Source organism: Klebsiella planticola (genome assembly GCF_000783935.2).
Taxonomy (GTDB): Bacteria; Pseudomonadota; Gammaproteobacteria; order Enterobacterales; family Enterobacteriaceae; genus Klebsiella; species Klebsiella planticola.
In genome coordinates, this window is sequence record NZ_CP026047.1 from 1,211,225 (window position 1) to 1,231,231 (window position 20,007).

17 protein-coding genes, 1 tRNA gene and 3 rRNA genes are annotated in these 20,007 nt (G+C 54.2%); 12 read left to right on the forward strand and 9 right to left on the reverse strand.

The window, feature by feature from the left end:
• The 5 genes from MC50_RS05830 to csrD form a co-directional block, all read right to left on the reverse strand.
• Window positions 1–582: a Maf family protein gene (locus MC50_RS05830; protein WP_032690541.1), complete on the reverse strand. Its 582-nt coding sequence runs from the start codon at window positions 580–582 to the stop codon at window positions 1–3.
• Window positions 583–589: 7 nt separating this feature from the next.
• On the reverse strand, window positions 590–1,078 hold the full coding sequence (gene mreD, locus MC50_RS05835; protein WP_004868276.1) for a rod shape-determining protein MreD: 489 nt from the start codon (window positions 1,076–1,078) through the stop codon (window positions 590–592).
• On the reverse strand, window positions 1,078–2,070 hold the full coding sequence (gene mreC / locus MC50_RS05840) for a rod shape-determining protein MreC (protein WP_032690540.1): 993 nt from the start codon (window positions 2,068–2,070) through the stop codon (window positions 1,078–1,080). The genes mreD and mreC overlap by 1 nt, the downstream gene beginning before the upstream one ends.
• Before the next feature lie 70 nt (window positions 2,071–2,140).
• Window positions 2,141–3,184 carry a rod shape-determining protein MreB gene (mreB, locus tag MC50_RS05845; protein ID WP_002918653.1) on the reverse strand — a complete coding sequence of 348 codons (1,044 nt, stop codon included), beginning with the start codon at window positions 3,182–3,184 and terminating at the stop codon, window positions 2,141–2,143.
• Window positions 3,185–3,488: 304 nt separating this feature from the next.
• Window positions 3,489–5,429 carry an RNase E specificity factor CsrD gene (csrD, locus tag MC50_RS05855; RefSeq protein WP_032690539.1) on the reverse strand — a complete coding sequence of 647 codons (1,941 nt, stop codon included), beginning with the start codon at window positions 5,427–5,429 and terminating at the stop codon, window positions 3,489–3,491.
• A 219-nt stretch (window positions 5,430–5,648) separates the two neighbouring features.
• On the opposite strand from csrD, the gene acuI reads away from it, so the two are divergent.
• The 12 genes from acuI (at window position 5,649) to MC50_RS05920 (ending at window position 16,420) form a co-directional block, all read left to right on the forward strand.
• The gene (acuI, locus tag MC50_RS05860) at window positions 5,649–6,623 is read left to right on the forward strand and encodes an acrylyl-CoA reductase (NADPH) (RefSeq protein WP_032690538.1); all 975 of its coding nucleotides are present in this window, start codon (window positions 5,649–5,651) and stop codon (window positions 6,621–6,623) included.
• 77 nt (window positions 6,624–6,700) lie between these two features.
• Window positions 6,701–7,702 carry a protein-methionine-sulfoxide reductase catalytic subunit MsrP gene (msrP, locus tag MC50_RS05865; RefSeq protein ID WP_032697416.1) on the forward strand — a complete coding sequence of 334 codons (1,002 nt, stop codon included), beginning with the start codon at window positions 6,701–6,703 and terminating at the stop codon, window positions 7,700–7,702.
• On the forward strand, window positions 7,702–8,301 hold the full coding sequence (gene msrQ / locus MC50_RS05870; protein WP_032697415.1) for a protein-methionine-sulfoxide reductase heme-binding subunit MsrQ: 600 nt from the start codon (window positions 7,702–7,704) through the stop codon (window positions 8,299–8,301). Before msrP ends, msrQ begins: the two co-directional genes overlap by 1 nt.
• A gap of 233 nt (window positions 8,302–8,534) precedes the next feature.
• The gene (gene aroQ / locus MC50_RS05875; protein WP_004868300.1) at window positions 8,535–8,987 is read left to right on the forward strand and encodes a type II 3-dehydroquinate dehydratase; all 453 of its coding nucleotides are present in this window, start codon (window positions 8,535–8,537) and stop codon (window positions 8,985–8,987) included.
• Between the two features lie 22 nt (window positions 8,988–9,009).
• Window positions 9,010–9,474 carry an acetyl-CoA carboxylase biotin carboxyl carrier protein gene (gene accB / locus MC50_RS05885; protein ID WP_032690535.1) on the forward strand — a complete coding sequence of 155 codons (465 nt, stop codon included), beginning with the start codon at window positions 9,010–9,012 and terminating at the stop codon, window positions 9,472–9,474.
• Window positions 9,475–9,484: 10 nt separating this feature from the next.
• Window positions 9,485–10,834, forward strand: coding sequence for an acetyl-CoA carboxylase biotin carboxylase subunit (gene accC, locus MC50_RS05890; RefSeq protein WP_004868303.1), 1,350 nt, complete (start codon window positions 9,485–9,487; stop codon window positions 10,832–10,834).
• 108 nt (window positions 10,835–10,942) lie between these two features.
• Window positions 10,943–11,185 carry a YhdT family protein gene (locus MC50_RS05895; RefSeq protein ID WP_004868304.1) on the forward strand — a complete coding sequence of 81 codons (243 nt, stop codon included), beginning with the start codon at window positions 10,943–10,945 and terminating at the stop codon, window positions 11,183–11,185.
• Window positions 11,175–12,626: a sodium/pantothenate symporter gene (gene panF / locus MC50_RS05900; protein ID WP_032690534.1), complete on the forward strand. Its 1,452-nt coding sequence runs from the start codon at window positions 11,175–11,177 to the stop codon at window positions 12,624–12,626. The genes MC50_RS05895 and panF overlap by 11 nt, the downstream gene beginning before the upstream one ends.
• An 11-nt stretch (window positions 12,627–12,637) precedes the next feature.
• Entirely contained in the window at window positions 12,638–13,519 is an 882-nt protein-coding gene (prmA, locus tag MC50_RS05905) for a 50S ribosomal protein L11 methyltransferase (RefSeq protein ID WP_032690533.1), read from the forward strand.
• Between the two features lie 359 nt (window positions 13,520–13,878).
• Window positions 13,879–14,844, forward strand: a complete 966-nt coding sequence (dusB, locus tag MC50_RS05910) for a tRNA dihydrouridine synthase DusB (protein WP_032690532.1) — start codon at window positions 13,879–13,881, stop codon at window positions 14,842–14,844.
• Between the two features lie 25 nt (window positions 14,845–14,869).
• Window positions 14,870–15,166 carry a DNA-binding transcriptional regulator Fis gene (gene fis, locus MC50_RS05915; protein ID WP_000462905.1) on the forward strand — a complete coding sequence of 99 codons (297 nt, stop codon included), beginning with the start codon at window positions 14,870–14,872 and terminating at the stop codon, window positions 15,164–15,166.
• 1,032 nt (window positions 15,167–16,198) lie between these two features.
• A complete protein-coding gene (locus MC50_RS05920) occupies window positions 16,199–16,420 on the forward strand; it encodes a hypothetical protein (RefSeq protein WP_032690531.1) in 222 nt (73 codons plus the stop codon).
• 223 nt (window positions 16,421–16,643) lie between these two features.
• On the opposite strand, the gene rrf (MC50_RS05925) is transcribed toward MC50_RS05920, so the two are convergent.
• The 4 genes from rrf (MC50_RS05925) to MC50_RS05940 form a co-directional block, all read right to left on the reverse strand.
• A 5S ribosomal RNA gene (gene rrf / locus MC50_RS05925) occupies window positions 16,644–16,759 on the reverse strand.
• 37 nt (window positions 16,760–16,796) lie between these two features.
• Window positions 16,797–16,872, reverse strand: a tRNA-Thr gene (locus MC50_RS05930).
• A gap of 14 nt (window positions 16,873–16,886) precedes the next feature.
• Window positions 16,887–17,002: ribosomal RNA gene (rrf, locus tag MC50_RS05935) — 5S ribosomal RNA — on the reverse strand.
• A gap of 93 nt (window positions 17,003–17,095) precedes the next feature.
• A 23S ribosomal RNA gene (locus MC50_RS05940) occupies window positions 17,096–20,002 on the reverse strand.
• Window positions 20,003–20,007: the final 5 nt, after the last annotated feature.

The following is a 20,007-nucleotide window of genomic DNA, read 5'->3' on the forward strand; positions in this document are numbered from 1 at the left end:
TTATCCCTTTTCTTCACGCAGTGAGTTAAAGTTACTCAGCAACTCATACGTTTCTACCAGCGGTAAGCCGACCACGGCGTGATAGCTGCCATTAATCTTCCTGACGAAACAGCCACCCAACCCTTGAATACCGTATGCACCTGCTTTGTCCAGAGGTTCGCCGCTGGCCACATAGCTGGCAATATCCTGATCTGAAAGCAGGCGGAAGGTGACTTCCGTCACCACCAGGCAATCCAGCGTCAGCTGCTTATCCGCCAGCGCCACGGCCGTCATGACCTGATGCGTCTTACCGGAGAGCATGCGCAGCATCTCGGCGGCGTGCGCGGCATCGCGCGGTTTTTCCAGCACTTCGCCGTTCAGGATAACAATGGTATCGGCCCCCAGCACCGGCAGATCGCGCGGGGCCAGTGCGACCCCCGCCTGCGCTTTTTCACGCGCCAGACGCGCAACATAATGCCCGGCGCTCTCCTGTGGCAGGCGTCGTTCTTCAATACCGGGAACCAGACGTTCAAAAGATAACCCCAGTTGCGTCAGCAGTTCTTGTCGACGCGGAGAGCCTGAAGCGAGATACAGAGTCGTCATATCAACCTTATTGCACCGCAAATTGCTGACGGACTTTCCGCATCAGCAGGAATAACCATGGCCAGAGCACACCGTTTACTACACTACTCCAGAACACTTCCGGACGGAAAGAGACGTTGATCACTAAAAACTCTGCCCAGAAAACAACGATATCCACAGCAAGGGATAACATCATCACCACCAGCGCCTGCTGCCAGAGCGCCAGATTGCGAAACAGCTGATATTTCAGCGCCACCAGATAAGCGATGATACTTAACGATAGCGCGCGAACGCCCAGTGTCGACCCGCTGATCAGATCGAGGATCGCCCCCATGACGAAACCGGTGCCTACGTTCACCCGATGCGGTAAGGCGAGGATCCAGTAAAGCAGGATCAGGAATACCCAGTTTGGCCGGAAGACGGTCAGGTCCGCCGGCCAGGGCATGACCTGCAGCAATAGCGCGATAAGAAACGAGAGCCAGATAACCCAGCGTCCCTGGCTTCGATAACTTGCCACTATTGCCCCCCTGCAGGCAGAGGTTGCGAAGGCGGCGTCATGCCGGTTGCTGGCGCAGGCATTTGCGGCCCCATGGCATCTGGTGCCGGCAGAACCTGCGGCATCATCTGCATCAGACGTTCATTGGCAACGCGGTGCACCTCTTCCGGCGTCATCGGGTTGGCCCCGTTACGATCGGCTCCCCACAGCAGCAGGAGATAGCGCAGACGCTGCAGACCCGCCGTTGGACGCGCCTGAATGACCGTATACGCACGCTGCGTGTCGAGCTTCACCGAGGAAACCACGCCGACCGGGTAGCCTTCAGGGAAGCGGCCACCGAGACCGGAGGTCACCAGCACATCGCCGACGCGAATATCGGTGTTCGCCGGCAGGTGCTCCAGCTGCAAATCGTCAGTGCACCCGTTACCCGCCGCAATCACGCGAATATCATTACGCAGAACCTGAATCGGCAACGCATGCGTCGCGTCGCAGATGAGCAGCACGCGGCTGGTTAACTTCGCCACCGCAACGACCTGACCAACCACGCCTTTGTCGCTGATCACCGGCTGGCCTTCGTATACGCCGTTAACGCTGCCCTTATCGATAACAACCTGATCGCTATAAGGATCGTTAACCGTAGAGATGACCTGAGTCACCATTTTTTGCTCATCCTGGCGCAGCGGCGAGCCCAGCAGCTCGCGCAGACGCGCGTTCTCCTGTTTATACTGACCCAGCATCAGCAAATCGCTGTTCTTCAGCAGCAGTTCCTGACGCAGCGCGCGGTTTTCCAGTTCGAGCTGATCGCGGGTTGCCAGCGTTTGCGATACGCTGTCCAGCAATTCCCGGGGACCATTTGAGATAAAGTAGAAAGGGCTGACGGCAGTGTCCATGTACGTTCTAATCTGACTGAACGTACCCAGGCGGCTGTCGGCGATAATCACGCCAAGCGCCACCAAAACCGCCAGGATAAGGCGAATCTGTAGCGACGGGCCACGGCTAAAAATTGGCTTCATAGGCTATGCGTATTCTCGTGTCAGTTAAGACCAAGGGTAGCTTTTGAGGCTACCCTGGACCTTCGGCTGACTACTCTTCGCTGAACAAGTCGCCGCCGTGCATGTCGATCATTTCCAGCGCTTTACCGCCGCCACGTGCGACGCAAGTCAGTGGATCTTCTGCAACTACGACAGGAATACCTGTCTCTTCCATCAACAGACGGTCGAGGTTGCGCAGCAGGGCGCCACCGCCAGTCAGAACCATACCACGCTCGGAGATATCGGAAGCCAGCTCCGGCGGACACTGTTCCAGCGCGACCATGACCGCGCTGACGATACCGGTCAGCGGTTCCTGCAGCGCTTCGAGAATTTCGTTCGAGTTCAGGGTAAAGCCGCGTGGCACGCCTTCTGCCAGGTTACGGCCGCGAACTTCGATTTCACGCACTTCATCGCCCGGATACGCCGAACCGATTTCATGCTTAATACGTTCAGCCGTCGCTTCACCGATCAGGGATCCGTAGTTACGACGCACATAATTAATCACGGCTTCATCGAAACGGTCACCACCGATACGAACGGAAGAGGAGTAAACCACGCCGTTCAGGGAGATAACCGCCACTTCGGTGGTACCGCCACCAATATCCACCACCATAGAACCGGTCGCTTCGGAAACCGGTAAGCCCGCGCCAATCGCAGCCGCCATCGGCTCTTCAATCAGGAAGACTTCACGAGCGCCAGCGCCCTGAGCAGATTCACGAATCGCACGACGCTCAACCTGGGTTGCACCGACCGGTACGCACACCAGAACACGCGGGCTTGGACGCATGAAGCTATTGCTATGCACCTGTTTAATAAAGTGTTGGAGCATTTTTTCGGTGACGAAGAAGTCGGCGATAACGCCGTCTTTCATCGGGCGAATCGCCGCGATATTGCCCGGTGTACGCCCGAGCATCTGCTTCGCTTCATGACCAACAGCAGCGACGCTTTTCGGCGAGCCGGCACGATCCTGACGAATGGCCACAACGGAAGGCTCATTCAATACGATGCCTTGTCCTTTTACATAAATCAGGGTATTCGCGGTACCCAGGTCAATGGACAGGTCATTGGAAAACATGCCACGAAATTTTTTTAACATACTAAGGGATAATCCTGAAAGCTGGGGCGGAAAACAAAATCCGCTTACTTTACCAACCACACGCAGCAGCGACAAGGCGCAAAAATCATCTGCTACGGTGAAAATTAGTGCAGCGCATTTCCTTCGTTACAAATTTACCGGGTCCATTCAGTGGCGAAATCGTCAACAGCGCTCCGCGCCTGAATCTGTAACCCGTCAAAGGTCATTTACTGGCATTTACATTGCGATAATCCGGCAGGTAGACAAGCACACCCCCTTCACTATGGCGCGCGTTATTCTACGTGAAATCACGCTAAACGGCAGATCAAACCGAGTATCTTTGCGAATATTTTTTCACATTTGTGTCAAGTGGCTGTGAGGCGGCAAAAAATTCCCCCTGACCACCCGTGACACCGCACTGAGACAGCACCTGCCATTCACTGCGACTGCGAACGCCGGTTGCAAAAACCTGGACCGGCATGCCCTTACAGGCCTCCACCAGGCTTTGAACCAGCAGCTGGTTCTCACTGCGCTTTTCGATATTGCGCGACAGTCCCTGGTGCAGCTTAATCACTTCGACATCCAACTGCTTGATCCAACTGGTTCCAACCAGCGTTAATCCGGCCTGCACGACGGCAACGCGAATACCCAGGGCATTGACCAGGCGCATTACCGGTTGTAAGCGGCCGATATATTGACAAACATCTGCCTCTGCAAGTTCAAAAATAATCCGTCGACGTTGCGATTTTTCACTCTGCATCAAAGTATCACGCAGCCAGCGCTGAAATCTCGGGCGGATCAATGATTCCACCGTCACCTGCAGCGCGAGGTTTTCCTCCGGCCAAAAACTTAAAAATGGCAGTAAGCGCGTGATCTGCAGGCGGTCGTACTCTTCCGCCAGACCAAACTGTTGCACCATTGGCATATATTCTGCCGCGCTCACCTCTTCCTTACCGTCGTACAACCGCGACATCAGTTCACGATGATGGACGCGTCCATCGCGGGTAACGGCCGGCTTCTGGTACAGTCGCGGCCCGCCGCGGCTGAGCATTTGTTCAATCAGCGTACGCCAGCGGACGTTACCGCGCCCTTTCTCCGGTAACGAGTCATCGTAGACTGCCCAGCTATTGCTGCCCTGTAGCACCGCATTGCGCGTCGCAGCCTCGGCGCGTTCCATCACCTGGGCGGTCGTCTGCCCACTGCGGAAAGCGCAAAGACCGATATGCATCATGTCATCGCGGTCAAGAATCCGCGTCGGCGGCAGTGCATCCACCGCTTTTAACAGCAACCCGGCGATGCTATCGGCCTCTTTTAAGGTACGGTGAGGAAGGAGTACAGCAAAATCACTGCGGTGGTAGCGCGCCAGCAGCGCCCCGGGATAACGCATAATAAAAGTCGACAGCAGGTTGATGAGCGTGAAGTAGTGTTCTTCGGCAGCGGCTCGTCCCCAGTTATCACGTAACAGATCGAACTCCGGCAGGCGGATCATCATCACGATACCGTGCGAACCCACTTTTTCCTGATCTTCCAGCAAAGTTGCCAGCTGATTATCAAAGAACAGACGATTATTCAGCCCGGTTTTCGAGTCTTGCGCCGCATAAGAACGAATCAACGTATCCATACGACTACGCTGATCGCTGGCAAACTGCAGCTCGGAAAGCAGCATATCCAGCGCGCTGCTGGTGCTTGCCGGCCACTCATGTACCGACCCACGTACCTGCGGCCCGCGTTCGCCGTTGAGGATCCGCGCAGCACGTACCTCCAGCAGCTCCTGACCAGCAAGCTGACGGCGAATCCAGCGCACGGAGAAAAAGATAACCAGAACCATAAGGCCGATAGCTGTCGATAAGGGTCCGGTGATGTGTAGCGAGCGGAAATAATTCACCATCGGGTCGAGGTAGACCACGTGAATCGTCATACCGGGGTGTTTTAACGACGGTACCGTTATTTCACGATACTGATTCTTACTCCCCGGCGGACGATAGCTGTCGCTACGCGAGTGACCGTACACCGGCTTGCCGTTAAGCAGAAAATCGACCTGCACAATCTCCACCGGCGTCATCAACTCATCCATTTGCGGTTCGAGCTTATCGAACGAGGATGAGATCAGGCGGTTATCCAGCATCGTCGCCACAGCCTGGACGCGATTCTCCATCTTCAGCTGGATACCGTTATAAAAACTCAGCGAAGCACCTATAAGCGTGACAAAGATGGTCAGGCTGGTGAGCAGCGTGACAAATGCTGAGAACTTCGTCGTTAATCGCATCCCTGTGTTAACTCCGCGAGTGAATGACCGCCCGATAGATTTTCAGGCACGTGTACTAGCGCTTTACCTAAAGTAAGCGCTAACTTTCTAAAGCGCGAGGCATACTATCAAAGCTGGCGTTTCTGGCAATTTATTGCGTTATATCGGCGTAATAATGTCGATAGCGAGTATAGTCTGCAGAAAATTTTTTCCAATCTTTGTACAAATAAGGACCCGCATATGCAGGCTTTAATATTAGAACAGCAGGATGGTAAAACAATCTCCTCGGTGCAAACCATCGACGCCGACCAGCTGCCGCCGGGCGATGTCACCGTCGATATTCACTGGTCCAGCCTTAACTATAAAGATGCGCTGGCGATCACCGGCAAGGGAAAAATCATCCGCAACTTTCCGATGATTCCTGGCATCGATTTCGCCGGTACCGTTCATTCAAGCGAAGATCCGCGCTTCCACAGCGGCCAGAAAGTGCTGCTGACCGGCTGGGGCGTCGGTGAAAACCACTGGGGCGGTCTGGCCGAACGTGCGCGGGTGAAAGGCGACTGGCTGGTCGCGATGCCGGAAGGTCTTGATGGCCGTAAAGCGATGGCGATCGGTACCGCCGGCTTCACCGCTATGCTGTGCGTCATGGCGTTGGAGGATGCCGGCATCCGTCCGCAGGATGGTGAAATCATTGTCACCGGCGCCAGCGGCGGCGTCGGCAGTACTGCCATTGCGCTGCTACATCAGCTCGGCTATTCGGTCGTCGCAGTCTCTGGCCGCGAAAGTACCCATGAATATCTGAAAAGCCTCGGCGCACAGCGCATTCTCGGTCGCGAAGAGTTTGCCGAAACCCGTCCGCTGGAAAAACAGCTGTGGGCTGGCGCGATTGATACCGTCGGGGACAAGGTGCTGGCCAAGGTGCTGGCGCAGATGAACTATGGCGGCTGCGTCGCCGCCTGTGGCCTGGCCGGGGGCTTCGCGCTGCCAACGACGGTGATGCCGTTTATTCTGCGCAATGTTCGCCTGCAGGGCGTCGATTCCGTCATGACGCCGCCCGCGCGTCGCGCTGAAGCCTGGCAACGTCTGGTGCGTGATCTGCCGGAATCCTTCTATTCCGCGAGCGCCACGGAAATTACGCTCGCAGAGGCCCCGGCATTCGCCGCTAAGATCATGAACAATCAGATCCAGGGGCGGACGCTGGTGAAGATCGCCTAATCTGCAATTTTTCGTGACATATTCGCGATAAATCGCCGCCTCCGTCATGCTTAGGAAAAAGCATGCCGGAGGATGTCATGAAAGCCAAAAAACTCACGGAAGCCGATGTAACGGCAGAGTCCGTATTTATGCTGCAGCGCCGCCAGGTTCTGAAGTCACTCGGGATCACCGCAACGGCTCTTTCTCTTTCCCCCACGGCGCGGGCCGATCTCCTGGACTGGTTTAAAGGTCACGACCGCCCGCCGGCCCCGGCAGGTAAAGCGCTGACGTTTAATAAACCCGCGGAGTGGCAAAGCTCGCTCGCCCTGACGCCGGAAGATAAAGTCACCGGCTATAACAACTTCTATGAATTTGGTCTTGATAAAGCTGACCCCGCGGCCAATGCCGGCAGCCTGCGTACCGATCCCTGGACCCTCACGATTGGCGGAGAAGTGGCCAAACCGCTGACGCTCGATCATGACGACCTGACCCGGCGCTTTCCGCTGGAAGAGCGTATTTACCGGATGCGCTGCGTGGAGGCCTGGTCAATGGTGGTGCCCTGGGTCGGCTTCCCGCTACATAAACTGCTGGCGCTGGTTGAACCCACCAGCAACGCCCGTTTTGTCGCCTTTAAAACTCTGTATGCACCGGACCAGATGCCGGGGCAAAAAGATCGCTTTATCGGCGGGGGGCTGGCTTATCCTTATGTAGAAGGTCTGCGGCTGGATGAAGCCATGCACCCTCTGACGCTGCTGAGCGTCGGCGTTTACGGTAAAGCGCTGCCGCCGCAAAATGGTGCCCCTGTCCGGCTGACCGTCCCATGGAAATACGGTTTTAAAGGTATCAAGTCCATCGTCAGTATCGAGCTGACGCGCGAGCAGCCCCCCACCACCTGGAATCTCGCCGGGCCGGAAGAGTATGGCTTCTACGCTAACGTCAATCCGCACGTCGATCATCCGCGCTGGTCGCAGGCCACAGAGCGTGTTATTGGCTCTGGCGGCGTGCTTGATGTTAAACGCCAGCCGACGCTGCTGTTTAACGGCTATGCTGACGAGGTGGCATCGCTCTATCGGGGACTGAATCTGCGGGAGTATTACTAGTGCGTCTGAACGTAAAACAGATTACCTGGCTGAAGGGGGTACTCCATCTGGCCGGCTTCTTACCCTTTATCTGGCTCTTCTGGGCCGGACAACAGGGCTACTTTAGCGCCGACCCGGCAAAAGATATCCAGCATTTTACCGGTAGGATGGCTCTTAAATTTTTGCTTGCGACCTTGCTCGTCTCACCGCTCGCGCGCTACGCTAAACAACCTTTGTTGATTCGTACCCGGCGTTTACTCGGGTTGTGGTGCTTTGCCTGGGCAACGCTGCATCTCACCAGCTACACGCTGCTGGAGTTAGGTATCAACAATCTGGCGCTGCTGGGCTCGGAGTTAGTCAGCAGACCTTACCTGACTTTGGGTTTTATCAGCTGGTTGATTTTGCTGGCGCTGGCCGCCACCTCAACACAAGCGCTGCAGAGAAAACTGGGTCGCCGATGGCAAACTTTGCACAACTTCGTCTATCTGGTGGCAATCCTTGCCCCCATTCACTACCTGTGGTCGGTGAAGATTTTATCTCCGCAGCCGGTGATTTATGCCGTGCTGGCCGCATTGCTTTTAGCATGGCGTTACAAGAAGTTCCGTCAGTGGTGGCGATAATCATCGGATATGTGCAGTTTCCCGCAGATCTTTTATCAACCGCGACGCTTTGAACGATAGCGGTTGATAATCTTCCCTGATAAGACCAGTATTTAGCTGCCAAATGCTACGAAATCGTTATAATGTGCGACTTTGGTTTTCCTGACGGGGTTTTCGGGCCCTGAAAAGGTGACAAGCGCGCTTCGAAGGTATATTTTGTTTTTTACCCGAGAATGGCAGGAGATAGCCACACAATGGCTGACAAATTTCGCATTTTGCTTTTAAACGGACCCAACCTTAACATGCTCGGCACTCGTGAGCCTGAGAAGTATGGCACCCTTAAGCTTTCTGAGATTGTTAACCGTCTGGAATCAGAAGCTTCGGCTCTGAACGTGGCGCTGGATCACCTGCAGTCCAATGCGGAGTTCGCGCTAATCGACCGAATTCATCAGGCTAAAGACACTGTGGACTATATCCTGATTAATCCGGCCGCGTTTACGCACACCAGCGTGGCTATCCGCGATGCATTACTTGCGGTCAGTATCCCGTTTATCGAGATTCACCTGAGCAACGTACATGCACGCGAACCGTTCCGTCACCACTCCTATCTGTCGGATATCGCCTCGGGCGTCATCTGCGGACTCGGTGCGGACGGCTATTCATACGCTTTACAGACGGCGGTAAAACGCCTGTCACAATCACACTAAACAAAGAGTACGGAACCCACTCATGGATATTCGTAAGATTAAAAAGCTGATCGAGCTGGTTGAAGAATCAGGCATCTCCGAACTGGAAATTTCTGAAGGCGAAGAGTCTGTACGCATCAGCCGTGCCGCGCCAAATGCGGGCTACCCGGTCATGCAGCAGGCTTATGCCGCGCCGATGATGCAGGCTCAGGCACCGGTTGCAGCAGCACCGGCCGCCGCTCAGGCAGACGCGCCGGCGAAAGCTGAAATCAGCGGTCACATCGTACGTTCCCCGATGGTCGGTACTTTCTACCGCACCCCGAGCCCGGACGCCAAAGCGTTCGTGGAAGTCGGTCAGAAAGTTAACGTGGGCGACACCCTGTGCATCGTAGAAGCGATGAAAATGATGAACCAGATCGAAGCCGATAAATCCGGCGTGGTGAAAGCCATTCTGATCGAAAGCGGCCAACCGGTAGAATTTGATGAGCCGCTGGTAGTCATCGAGTAACGAGGCGAACATGCTGGATAAAATTGTTATCGCCAACCGAGGCGAGATTGCACTGCGTATCCTGCGTGCCTGTAAAGAACTGGGCATCAAGACCGTCGCTGTGCATTCCACTGCGGATCGCGATTTAAAACACGTACTGTTAGCGGATGAGACGGTCTGTATTGGCCCGGCTCCGTCCGTAAAAAGCTATCTGAATATCCCGGCAATCATCAGCGCAGCGGAAATTACCGGCGCGGTGGCCATCCATCCGGGTTATGGCTTCCTGTCCGAAAACGCCAACTTTGCTGAGCAGGTTGAACGTTCAGGCTTCATCTTCATCGGCCCGAAAGCCGACACCATTCGTCTGATGGGCGATAAAGTGTCCGCGATCACCGCGATGAAGAAAGCGGGCGTACCAACCGTTCCGGGTTCTGACGGCCCGCTGGGCGACGATATGGATGCTAACCGCGCTCATGCAAAACGCATCGGCTATCCGGTTATCATCAAAGCCTCCGGCGGCGGCGGCGGACGCGGTATGCGCGTGGTACGCAGCGATGCTGAACTGGCCCAGTCCATCTCCATGACCAAAGCTGAAGCCAAAGCTGCATTCAGCAACGACATGGTATACATGGAAAAATACCTGGAAAATCCGCGTCACATCGAGATCCAGGTACTGGCTGATGGTCAGGGCAACGCTATCTATCTGGCGGAACGCGACTGCTCCATGCAGCGTCGTCACCAGAAAGTGGTCGAAGAAGCGCCGGCGCCGGGCATTACCCCGGAACTGCGTCGCTACATCGGCGAACGCTGCTCTAAAGCGTGTGTCGACATCGGCTATCGCGGCGCAGGCACCTTTGAGTTCCTGTTTGAAAACGGTGAGTTCTACTTCATTGAAATGAACACCCGTATTCAGGTTGAGCATCCGGTAACCGAAATGATTACCGGCGTTGACCTGATCAAAGAACAGCTGCGTATCGCTGCTGGCCAGCCGCTCTCCATCAAGCAAGAAGAAGTCCAGGTTCGTGGCCATGCGGTGGAATGCCGTATCAACGCCGAAGACCCGAACACCTTCCTGCCGAGCCCGGGTAAAATTACCCGCTTCCACGCGCCAGGCGGTTTCGGCGTACGCTGGGAGTCTCATATCTACGCAGGCTACACCGTACCTCCGTACTATGACTCAATGATTGGTAAGCTGATTTGTTACGGCGAAAACCGTGATGTCGCGATTTCACGCATGAAAAATGCGCTGCAGGAGCTGATCATCGACGGCATCAAAACCAACGTCGATCTGCAGATTCGCATTATGAATGACGAGCATTTCCAGCATGGTGGAACCAACATCCACTATCTGGAGAAAAAACTCGGTTTACAGGAAAAATAATCCTGTATTCGCAGCAAAAGGCCGGATTATCCGGCCTTTTTTCTTTTTCTCTCCCCTTGCCAGCCCCTTAAGGTACAATCCCCGCTTTAAATTGACCCCGGGAGCCTTATGGACGCGCGTTTTGTTCAGGCCCACAAAGAAGCCCGCTGGGCGTTGTGGCTTACCCTCCTCTATCTTGCAGCATGGTTAGCAAGTGCTTACATTCCTGGTTCTCAGCAGGGCTTTACCGGCCTGCCGCGCTGGTTTGAAATGGCTTGTCTGTTGATCCCGCTGATTTTCATTCTGCTGTGCTGGGCGATGGTGAAGTTTATCTACCGCGATATTCCGCTGGAGGATGATGATGCAGCCTGAAGTGATCCTGCCGCTTATTGCCTACCTGCTGGTGGTGTTTGGCCTGTCGATTTATGCGATGCGCAAGCGCTCGACCGGGGCATTCCTTAACGAGTATTTTCTCGGCAGCCGTTCTATGGGCGGCTTCGTGCTGGCCATGACCCTGACGGCCACCTACATCAGCGCCAGTTCGTTCATAGGCGGCCCGGGTGCGGCATATAAATACGGGCTCGGATGGGTACTACTGGCGATGATCCAGCTGCCTGCCGTGTGGCTGTCGCTAGGGGTACTGGGGAAAAAATTCGCTATTCTGGCCCGCCGGTATAACGCGGTAACGCTCAACGATATGCTGTTCGCCCGCTATCAGAGCCGTCTGCTGGTATGGCTGGCGAGCCTCAGCCTGCTGGTTGCGTTTATCGGTGCGATGACCGTGCAGTTTATCGGCGGCGCGCGACTGCTGGAAACCGCCGCAGGCATCCCTTACGAAACCGGTTTGCTGATTTTCGGTATCAGTATCGCGCTCTACACCGCTTTCGGCGGCTTCCGCGCCAGCGTGTTGAATGATGCGATGCAGGGTCTGGTGATGCTGATAGGCACCATCGTGCTGCTCGTCGGTATCGTTCATGCTGCGGGTGGCCTGAGCATGGCGGTGCAGACCCTGGAGCATATCGATCCGAAGCTGGTTTCTCCCCAGGGAGCGGACGATATTCTGTCACCGACTTTTATGACCTCTTTCTGGGTCCTGGTCTGCTTTGGCGTTATCGGTCTACCGCATACGGCGGTGCGCTGTATCTCCTATAAAGACAGTAAGGCGGTGCACCGCGGGATTATTCTCGGCACCATCGTGGTCGCTATCCTGATGTTTGGCATGCATCTCGCCGGAGCGCTGGGTCGCGCGGTGATCCCGGATCTGACCATCCCGGATCTGGTCATCCCGACGCTGATGGTGAAAGTACTGCCGCCGTTTGCCGCCGGGATCTTCCTTGCCGCGCCAATGGCGGCGATCATGTCGACGATCAATGCGCAGTTATTGCAGAGTTCCGCTACGATCATTAAGGATTTATACCTGAACCTGCACCCGGAACAGCTGGATAACGAGAAACGCCTGAAGCGGATGTCGGCGATGATCACGCTGATCCTCGGCGCGCTGCTGTTGCTGGCCGCATGGCGTCCGCCAGAGATGATCATCTGGCTGAACCTGCTCGCCTTTGGCGGGCTGGAAGCGGTCTTCCTGTGGCCACTGGTTCTGGGCCTGTACTGGGAGCGCGCCAACGCGGCGGGAGCCCTGAGCGCGATGATCGTCGGCGGCGTGCTGTATGCCGTGCTCGCCACCCTGAAAATTCAGTACCTGGGCTTTCATCCTATCGTGCCCTCGCTGCTGCTAAGTTTGCTGGCTTTTGTGGTGGGCAACCGTTTTGGTCAGCCCGTTCCACCAGCCCCTGTTATGACTACTGACAAATAAAGAGTTTTGCTATGCCATGGATCCAATTGAAACTGAATACCACCGGCGCACATGCTGAAGACCTCAGCGACGCGCTAATGGAGGCCGGCGCGGTCTCCATCACTTTCCAGGATACCCACGATACGCCGGTATTCGAGCCGCTGCCGGGTGAAACTCGCCTGTGGGGAGACACCGATGTTATCGGCCTGTTCGATGCTGAAAGCGATATGCATGACGTGGTGGCTATCCTCGAGCAGCATCCGCTGCTGGGCGCCGGTTTCACCCATAAAATCGAGCAGCTGGAAGATAAAGACTGGGAACGTGAATGGATGGACAATTTCCACCCAATGCGTTTCGGCGAACGGCTGTGGATTTGCCCAAGCTGGCGCGAAGTACCGGATGCAAACGCGGTCAACGTGATGCTCGACCCGGGCCTGGCGTTTGGTACCGGCACGCACCCGACCACCTCGCTCTGTCTGCAATGGCTGGACGGACTGGATCTGACGGGTAAAACGATTATCGATTTCGGCTGCGGTTCGGGCATTCTGGCGATTGCGGCGCTGAAGCTGGGTGCCGCAAAAGCTGTCGGTATTGATATCGACCCGCAGGCAATTCAGGCCAGCCGTGATAATGCCGAGCGTAACGGTGTCTCCGATCGTCTGGAGCTCTATTTACCGCAGGATCAGCCAGAAGCGCTCAGCGCCGATGTGGTGGTCGCCAACATCCTGGCAGGGCCATTACGTGAGCTGGCCCCGTTAATCAGCGTGCTGCCCGTTTCAGGCGGTTTGCTGGGCCTTTCCGGTATTCTCGCCAGCCAGGCGGAAAGCGTCTGCGAAGCCTATGCCGATCGCTTTGCCCTCGACCCGGTGGTGGAGAAAGAAGAGTGGTGTCGGATCACCGGCCGCAGAAAGTAACTCTGGAATGCGGCCTGCGGGCCGCTTTTTTGTTTCCAGTAACCGCTGAATGACGTCAAGAAATGGGAGCCAGATCGCATTACGATGCGCTTTTTTGACTACAAAAACAGCGTTTTATGCCGTTAACAGTGCCCTTTTTCTAAGAAAAATCGAGAAGTTTTGCGATTTTATAAATGGACACAAATTATCCACCACCGATTAAGGTGATGATTAATATGATAATTTATCCATCTCTTTTCTATCGATGTGGGATTCATTGATCTGTGACAGAGGATTGCTCAAAGTTTGGCCTTTCATCTCGTGCAAAAAATGCGTAATATACGCCGCCTTGCAGTCACAGTATGGTCATTTCTTAACTCATGCGCATCGGACACTATCAGCTCAGAAATCGCCTGATCGCAGCGCCTATGGCTGGCATTACTGACAGACCATTCAGGACGCTGTGCTACGAGATGGGAGCAGGTTTAACCGTTTCCGAGATGATGTCCTCCAACCCGCAGGTTTGGGAGAGCGACAAATCCCGTTTACGGATGGTGCACGTGGATGAGCCCGGTATTCGTACCGTGCAAATCGCCGGTAGCGTACCGGAAGAGATGGCCGCAGCCGCCCGTATTAACGTGGAAAGCGGTGCCCAGATTATTGATATTAATATGGGGTGCCCGGCGAAAAAGGTGAATCGCAAGCTCGCAGGTTCAGCCCTCTTGCAGTATCCCGATCAGGTGAAGTTAATCCTGACGGCGGTCGTCAAGGCAGTGGACGTTCCCGTGACACTCAAGATTCGCACCGGTTGGGAGCCGGAACACCGTAACTGTGTAGAAATTGCCCAACTGGCTGAAGAGTGTGGCATTCAGGCTCTGACTATTCACGGACGCACCCGCGCCTGTTTGTTTAACGGAGACGCTGAATACGACAGTATTCGGGCAGTTAAGCAGAAAGTTTCCATTCCGGTTATCGCGAATGGTGACATTACTGACCCGCTTAAAGCCAGAGCTGTGCTCGACTATACGGGGGCTGATGCCCTTATGATAGGCCGCGCAGCTCAGGGAAGACCCTGGATCTTTCGGGAAATCCAGCATTATCTGGACACTGGGGAGCTGCTGCCCCCGCTGCCATTGGCAGAGGTTAAGCGTTTGCTTTGCGCGCATGTTCGGGAATTGCATGACTTTTATGGCCAGGCAAAAGGGTACCGAATTGCACGTAAACACGTCTCCTGGTATCTACAGGAGCACGCCCCAAATGACCAGTTTCGGCGCACATTCAACGCCATAGAGGATGCCAGCGATCAGCTGGAGGCGTTGGAGGCATACTTCGAAAATTTTGCGTAAACAGAAATAAAGAGCTGACAGAACTATGTTCGAACAACGCGTAAATTCTGACGTACTGACCGTTTCTACCGTTAACTCTCAGGATCAGGTAACTCAAAAACCCCTGCGTGACTCGGTTAAACAGGCACTGAAGAACTATTTTGCTCAACTGAATGGTCAGGATGTGAATGACCTGTATGAGCTAGTACTGGCTGAAGTTGAACAGCCCCTGTTGGACATGGTGATGCAATACACCCGTGGTAACCAGACCCGTGCGGCCCTGATGATGGGCATCAACCGCGGTACTCTGCGTAAGAAACTGAAAAAATACGGCATGAACTGATACTAATCAGTTAATTGCTTGTTATAAAAGGCGCTCTTCGGCATGGGGAAGCGCCTTTTTATTATCTGACATATCGAATTTCTCCGGCTGCCAGGGCGGATATCGGTATTTCGCATCGCTGAAGTGCAGATCACTGCTCAGCAGCATGACTCTGCAATGCCACTTTGCCAAAGAGAGTAATCTCAAATCCGGGCAGCCGTTTTATCAAATCACACCTGCCAGACCGTATACCCGAACGTAATAGAAAATAAAGCGAAAGCAAAGTCGCTGCGTATCTCTCTCCTGTCCGCGCGTTAAGCACTATCGCAACTTAATATATCAGCCGCGGGGGAATGAGACTCCTGTGCCTGCCTCCTGGCCATTATTGAACTCGCCAGGGCTACCAGTTTTAACTTTAAGCTTATCAATCGGGTGACCAGACTCATAGCGTACTGACACAGTACCTGCAATCAAATCCGGACCCGCCACCGCCAGTGCGCATACGATCAAACGGGCTTGAGAACACCCCCCATCTCCGGTTCGATATGCACCTGGAAAAGACCTTGCTCTCAGATTGCGACAAAACCCTCTCTGATGCACCAGGAGCGCATTGATGGCCTGCCTCAATGGAGATTTCATCTGGGCCCTGGCATCCTGTTGTAGTGGCTTCTGTGGCTGCATACCTGGGGCGGCATTTGGCCCTGATGTTAAGTCACGACCAATAAGCGGGGTAGAAAATACTGCCGACATAAGTAAGCTCTTCGTTTACACGCAGGTTTCGCTTCACACTTTTTCGCCCGGCAACCAATATACGGATATGTTAAAAATCAATTTGTTATATTATCGGCCGACTAATAATATGGCTCTTACTTCTCTTTCGTTATTTTATTCTGCATATTTTCCTCATAATCCCAGCGCGATCTCCACGATATTTACCCTGAACATAAATTGATATTATTTCGGCCGCTGACCTTGATATTGTCGATGGTAAAATAGGCTATTCCGTCATATATCGACAGCGGTACAACCCGACGGATTATTCAGAGGCCTACCATGAACAAATTTATTTTAGTGACGCTGCTGACGACGCTGCTCGCCGGCTGTGCCCACGACTCCCCCTGCGTACCGGTCTATGATTCTCAGGGGCGATTAGTCCATACTAATACCTGTATGAAAGGGACCACTCAGGATAACTGGGAGACAGCAGGCGCCATTGCAGGAGGTGCCGCAGCCGTTGCAGGCCTGACACTGGGTATTGTGGCCCTGACCCGCTAATTTTTATCCTGGAAGCATGCAGAAACTGCAGCTAAAACAAAGGGCCCAGTCGAAGACTGAGCCCTTTTTAGTTTAATAGCCGTTCGTTTATCAGAATATTTGTGGCGACTATACTGGCCTGGCCGGGAGATATCTCGCTACTGTACAGTATCTCCGCGTGGTGCTGAAAATCAGAAAAGCAAAAAGGCCCAGTCTTTCGACTGAGCCTTCTGCTTTATTTGATGCCTGGCAATTCCCTACTCTCACATGGGGAGACCCCACACTACCATCGGCGCTACGGCGTTTCACTTCTGAGTTCGGCATGGGGTCAGGTGGGACCACCGCGCTCTCGTCGCCAGGCAAATTCTTTCTAAGTGCCGAACTTTAACCTAAAAACTGGTGCTGATACCCAGAGTCGAACTGGGGACCTCACCCTTACCAAGGGTGCGCTCTACCAACTGAGCCATATCAGCACGCTAAATTTGATGCCTGGCAGTTCCCTACTCTCACATGGGGAGACCCCACACTACCATCGGCGCTACGGCGTTTCACTTCTGAGTTCGGCATGGGGTCAGGTGGGACCACCGCGCTATCGCCGCCAGGCAAATTCTGTTACCACCCCGCATTTCTGCGCAGTGACATAATCTGTATCAGGCTGAAAATCTCGTCTCTTCGCCAAAACAGCTTCGGCGTTGTAAGGTTAAGCCTCACGGTTCATTAGTATCGGTTAGCTCAACGTATCGCTACGCTTACACACCCGACCTATCAACGTCGTCGTCTTCAACGTTCCTTCAGGACTCTCAAGGAGTCAGGGAGAACTCATCTCGGGGCAAGTTTCGTGCTTAGATGCTTTCAGCACTTATCTTTTCCGCATTTAGCTACCGGGCAATGCCATTGGCATGACAACCCGAACACCAGTGATGCGTCCACTCCGGTCCTCTCGTACTAGGAGCAGCCCCCCTCAATTCTCCAGCGCCCACGGCAGATAGGGACCGAACTGTCTCACGACGTTCTAAACCCAGCTCGCGTACCACTTTAAATGGCGAACAGCCATACCCTTGGGACCTACTTCAGCCCCAGGATGTGATGAGCCGACATCGAGGTGCCAAACACCGCCGTCGATATGAACTCTTGGGCGGTATCAGCCTGTTATCCCCGGAGTACCTTTTATCCGTTGAGCGATGGCCCTTCCATTCAGAACCACCGGATCACTATGACCTGCTTTCGCACCTGCTCGCGCCGTCACGCTCGCAGTCAAGCTAGCTTATGCCATTGCACTAACCTCCTGATGTCCGACCAGGATTAGCTAACCTTCGTGCTCCTCCGTTACTCTTTGGGAGGAGACCGCCCCAGTCAAACTACCCACCAGACACTGTCCGCAACCCGGATCACGGGTCTACGTTAGAACATCAAACATTAAAGGGTGGTATTTCAAGGTTGGCTCCATGCAGACTGGCGTCCACACTTCAAAGCCTCCCACCTATCCTACACATCAAGGCTCAATGTTCAGTGTCAAGCTATAGTAAAGGTTCACGGGGTCTTTCCGTCTTGCCGCGGGTACACTGCATCTTCACAGCGAGTTCAATTTCACTGAGTCTCGGGTGGAGACAGCCTGGCCATCATTACGCCATTCGTGCAGGTCGGAACTTACCCGACAAGGAATTTCGCTACCTTAGGACCGTTATAGTTACGGCCGCCGTTTACCGGGGCTTCGATCAAGAGCTTCTCCTTACGGATAACCCCATCAATTAACCTTCCGGCACCGGGCAGGCGTCACACCGTATACGTCCACTTTCGTGTTTGCACAGTGCTGTGTTTTTAATAAACAGTTGCAGCCAGCTGGTATCTTCGACTGATTTCAGCTCCATGAGCAAGTCACTTCACCTACCATCAGCGTGCCTTCTCCCGAAGTTACGGCACCATTTTGCCTAGTTCCTTCACCCGAGTTCTCTCAAGCGCCTTGGTATTCTCTACCTGACCACCTGTGTCGGTTTGGGGTACGATTCGTTGTTACCTGATGCTTAGAGGCTTTTCCTGGAAGCAGGGCATTTGTTACTTCAGCACCGTAGTGCCTCGTCATCACACCTCAGCGTTAAAAGAAGTCCGGATTTACCTAAACTTCCCGCCTACATGCTTAAACCGGGACAACCGTCGCCCGGCTAACATAGCCTTCTCCGTCCCCCCTTCGCAGTAACACCGAGTACAGGAATATTAACCTGTTTCCCATCGACTACGCCTTTCGGCCTCGCCTTAGGGGTCGACTCACCCTGCCCCGATTAACGTTGGACAGGAACCCTTGGTCTTCCGGCGAGCGGGCTTTTCACCCGCTTTATCGTTACTTATGTCAGCATTCGCACTTCTGATACCTCCAGCAACCCTCACAGGCCACCTTCAACGGCTTACAGAACGCTCCCCTACCCAACAACACATAGTGTCGCTGCCGCAGCTTCGGTGCATGGTTTAGCCCCGTTACATCTTCCGCGCAGGCCGACTCGACCAGTGAGCTATTACGCTTTCTTTAAATGATGGCTGCTTCTAAGCCAACATCCTGGCTGTCTGTGCCTTCCCACATCGTTTCCCACTTAACCATGACTTTGGGACCTTAGCTGGCGGTCTGGGTTGTTTCCCTCTTCACGACGGACGTTAGCACCCGCCGTGTGTCTCCCGTGATAACATTCTTCGGTATTCGTAGTTTGCATCGGGTTGGTAAGTCGGGATGACCCCCTAGCCGAAACAGTGCTCTACCCCCGAAGATGAATTCACGAGGCGCTACCTAAATAGCTTTCGGGGAGAACCAGCTATCTCCCGGTTTGATTGGCCTTTCACCCCCAGCCACAAGTCATCCGCTAATTTTTCAACATTAGTCGGTTCGGTCCTCCAGTTAGTGTTACCCAACCTTCAACCTGCCCATGGCTAGATCACCGGGTTTCGGGTCTATACCCTGCAACTTAACGCCCAGTTAAGACTCGGTTTCCCTGCGGCTCCCCTATACGGTTAACCTTGCTACAGAATATAAGTCGCTGACCCATTATACAAAAGGTACGCAGTCACCCCATAAAAGAGGCTCCCACTGCTTGTACGTACACGGTTTCAGGTTCTTTTTCACTCCCCTCGCCGGGGTTCTTTTCGCCTTTCCCTCACGGTACTGGTTCACTATCGGTCAGTCAGGAGTATTTAGCCTTGGAGGATGGTCCCCCCATATTCAGACAGGATACCACGTGTCCCGCCCTACTCTTCGAGTTCACAACGTGTGCATTTTAGTGTACGGGGCTATCACCCTGTACCGCCGGACTTTCCAGACCGTTCCACTAACACACGCGCTGATTCAGACTCTGGGCTCCTCCCCGTTCGCTCGCCGCTACTGGGGGAATCTCGGTTGATTTCTTTTCCTCGGGGTACTTAGATGTTTCAGTTCCCCCGGTTCGCTTCGTTAAGCTATGTATTCACTTAACGATAGTGTGACGAATCACACTGGGTTTCCCCATTCGGAAATCGCCGGTTATAACGGTTCATATCACCTTACCGACGCTTATCGCAGATTAGCACGTCCTTCATCGCCTCTGACTGCCAGGGCATCCACCGTGTACGCTTAGTCGCTTAACCTCACA

Excerpts from the sequence above, each read along its gene's own strand:
- csrD (WP_032690539.1), bottom strand. The coding sequence starts at position 5,429 with ATGCGATTAACGACGAAGTTCTCAGCATTTGTCACGCTGCTCACCAGC.
- fis (WP_000462905.1), top strand. The coding sequence starts at position 14,870 with ATGTTCGAACAACGCGTAAATTCTGACGTACTGACCGTTTCTACCGTT.
- MC50_RS05920 (WP_032690531.1), top strand. The coding sequence starts at position 16,199 with ATGAACAAATTTATTTTAGTGACGCTGCTGACGACGCTGCTCGCCGGC.
- accB (WP_032690535.1), top strand. The coding sequence starts at position 9,010 with ATGGATATTCGTAAGATTAAAAAGCTGATCGAGCTGGTTGAAGAATCA.
- mreB (WP_002918653.1), bottom strand. The coding sequence starts at position 3,184 with ATGTTAAAAAAATTTCGTGGCATGTTTTCCAATGACCTGTCCATTGAC.
- MC50_RS05895 (WP_004868304.1), top strand. The coding sequence starts at position 10,943 with ATGGACGCGCGTTTTGTTCAGGCCCACAAAGAAGCCCGCTGGGCGTTG.
- msrP (WP_032697416.1), top strand. The coding sequence starts at position 6,701 with ATGAAAGCCAAAAAACTCACGGAAGCCGATGTAACGGCAGAGTCCGTA.
- acuI (WP_032690538.1), top strand. The coding sequence starts at position 5,649 with ATGCAGGCTTTAATATTAGAACAGCAGGATGGTAAAACAATCTCCTCG.
- MC50_RS05830 (WP_032690541.1), bottom strand. The coding sequence starts at position 582 with ATGACGACTCTGTATCTCGCTTCAGGCTCTCCGCGTCGACAAGAACTG.
- mreC (WP_032690540.1), bottom strand. The coding sequence starts at position 2,070 with ATGAAGCCAATTTTTAGCCGTGGCCCGTCGCTACAGATTCGCCTTATC.
- prmA (WP_032690533.1), top strand. The coding sequence starts at position 12,638 with ATGCCATGGATCCAATTGAAACTGAATACCACCGGCGCACATGCTGAA.
- aroQ (WP_004868300.1), top strand. The coding sequence starts at position 8,535 with ATGGCTGACAAATTTCGCATTTTGCTTTTAAACGGACCCAACCTTAAC.
- panF (WP_032690534.1), top strand. The coding sequence starts at position 11,175 with ATGCAGCCTGAAGTGATCCTGCCGCTTATTGCCTACCTGCTGGTGGTG.
- accC (WP_004868303.1), top strand. The coding sequence starts at position 9,485 with ATGCTGGATAAAATTGTTATCGCCAACCGAGGCGAGATTGCACTGCGT.
- dusB (WP_032690532.1), top strand. The coding sequence starts at position 13,879 with ATGCGCATCGGACACTATCAGCTCAGAAATCGCCTGATCGCAGCGCCT.